Source organism: Salmonella sp. SAL04162, assembly GCF_046551535.1.
GTDB lineage: Bacteria > Pseudomonadota > Gammaproteobacteria > Enterobacterales > Enterobacteriaceae > Salmonella > Salmonella enterica.
In genome coordinates this window covers 1-2,068 of the sequence record NZ_JBGDVX010000038.1, presented here as the reverse complement: position 1 = coordinate 2,068, position 2,068 = coordinate 1, and the positions used below count along the sequence as shown (strand labels likewise).

Annotated in this window: 2 protein-coding genes and 1 pseudogene; all 3 read right to left on the bottom strand. The window is 48.7% G+C overall.

Annotated features, from left to right (window positions below; genetic code table 11):
- Positions 1-181: 181 nt before the first annotated feature.
- Positions 182-463 (bottom strand): annotated as a pseudogene (locus ACLJRH_RS26165) (transposase zinc-binding domain-containing protein); the annotation flags it as partial.
- A gap of 146 nt (positions 464-609) precedes the next feature.
- Positions 610-1,470, bottom strand: coding sequence for a broad-spectrum class A beta-lactamase TEM-1 (locus ACLJRH_RS26160; RefSeq protein ID WP_000027057.1), 861 nt, complete (start codon positions 1,468-1,470; stop codon positions 610-612).
- A gap of 182 nt (positions 1,471-1,652) precedes the next feature.
- Positions 1,653-2,068 (bottom strand): recombinase family protein (locus tag ACLJRH_RS26155; protein WP_223228202.1); only part of this gene is annotated, 416 nt, incomplete at its 5' end.

The following is a 2,068-nucleotide window of genomic DNA, read 5'->3' as shown; positions in this document are numbered from 1 at the left end:
GAATGGGTTCATGTGCAGCTCCATCAGCAAAAGGGGATGATAAGTTTATCACCACCGACTATTTGCAACAGTGCCATATCAAGCGACTTCTCCTATCCCCTGGGAACACATCAATCTCACCGGAGAATATCGCTGGCCAAAGCCTTAGCGTAGGATTCCGCCCCTTCCCGCAAACGACCCCAAACAGGAAACGCAGCTGAAACGGGAAGCTCAACACCCACTGACGCATGGGTTGTTCAGGCAGTACTTCATCAACCAGCAAGGCGGCACTTTCGGCCATCCGCCGCGCCCCACAGCTCGGGCAGAAACCGCGACGCTTACAGCTGAAAGCGACCAGGTGCTCGGCGTGGCAAGACTCGCAGCGAACCCGTAGAAAGCCATGCTCCAGCCGCCCGCATTGGAGAAATTCTTCAAATTCCCGTTGCACATAGCCCGGCAATTCCTTTCCCTGCTCTGCCATAAGGGGTCTGACGCTCAGTGGAACGAAAACTCACGTTAAGGGATTTTGGTCATGAGATTATCAAAAAGGATCTTCACCTAGATCCTTTTAAATTAAAAATGAAGTTTTAAATCAATCTAAAGTATATATGAGTAAACTTGGTCTGACAGTTACCAATGCTTAATCAGTGAGGCACCTATCTCAGCGATCTGTCTATTTCGTTCATCCATAGTTGCCTGACTCCCCGTCGTGTAGATAACTACGATACGGGAGGGCTTACCATCTGGCCCCAGTGCTGCAATGATACCGCGAGACCCACGCTCACCGGCTCCAGATTTATCAGCAATAAACCAGCCAGCCGGAAGGGCCGAGCGCAGAAGTGGTCCTGCAACTTTATCCGCCTCCATCCAGTCTATTAATTGTTGCCGGGAAGCTAGAGTAAGTAGTTCGCCAGTTAATAGTTTGCGCAACGTTGTTGCCATTGCTGCAGGCATCGTGGTGTCACGCTCGTCGTTTGGTATGGCTTCATTCAGCTCCGGTTCCCAACGATCAAGGCGAGTTACATGATCCCCCATGTTGTGCAAAAAAGCGGTTAGCTCCTTCGGTCCTCCGATCGTTGTCAGAAGTAAGTTGGCAGCAGTGTTATCACTCATGGTTATGGCAGCACTGCATAATTCTCTTACTGTCATGCCATCCGTAAGATGCTTTTCTGTGACTGGTGAGTACTCAACCAAGTCATTCTGAGAATAGTGTATGCGGCGACCGAGTTGCTCTTGCCCGGCGTCAACACGGGATAATACCGCACCACATAGCAGAACTTTAAAAGTGCTCATCATTGGAAAACGTTCTTCGGGGCGAAAACTCTCAAGGATCTTACCGCTGTTGAGATCCAGTTCGATGTAACCCACTCGTGCACCCAACTGATCTTCAGCATCTTTTACTTTCACCAGCGTTTCTGGGTGAGCAAAAACAGGAAGGCAAAATGCCGCAAAAAAGGGAATAAGGGCGACACGAAAATGTTGAATACTCATACTCTTCCTTTTTCAATATTATTGAAGCATTTACCAGGGTTATTGTCTCATGAGCGGATACATATTTGAATGTATTTAGAAAAATAAACAAATAGGGGTTCCGCGCACATTTCCCCGAAAAGTGCCACCTGACGTCTAAGAAACCATTATTATCATGACATTAACCTATAAAAATAAGCGTATCACGAGGCCCTTTCGTCTTCAAGAATTTTATAAACCGTGGAGCGGGCAATACTGAGCTGATGAGCAATTTCCGTTGCACCAGTGCCCTTCTGATGAAGCGTCAGCACGACGTTCCTGTCCACGGTACGCCTGCGGCCAAATTTGATTCCTTTCAGCTTTGCTTCCTGTCGGCCCTCATTCGTGCGTTCTAGGATCCTCCGGCGTTCAGCCTGTGCCACAGCCGACAGGATGGTGACCACCATTTGCCCCATATCACCGTCGGTACTGATCCCGTCATCAATGAACCGGACTGCCACGCCCTGAGCGTCAAATTCCTTTATCAGTTGGATCATATCGGCGGCACTGTTGCAAATAGTCGGTGGTGATAAACTTATCATCCCCTTTTGCTGATGGAGCTGCACATGAACCCATTCAA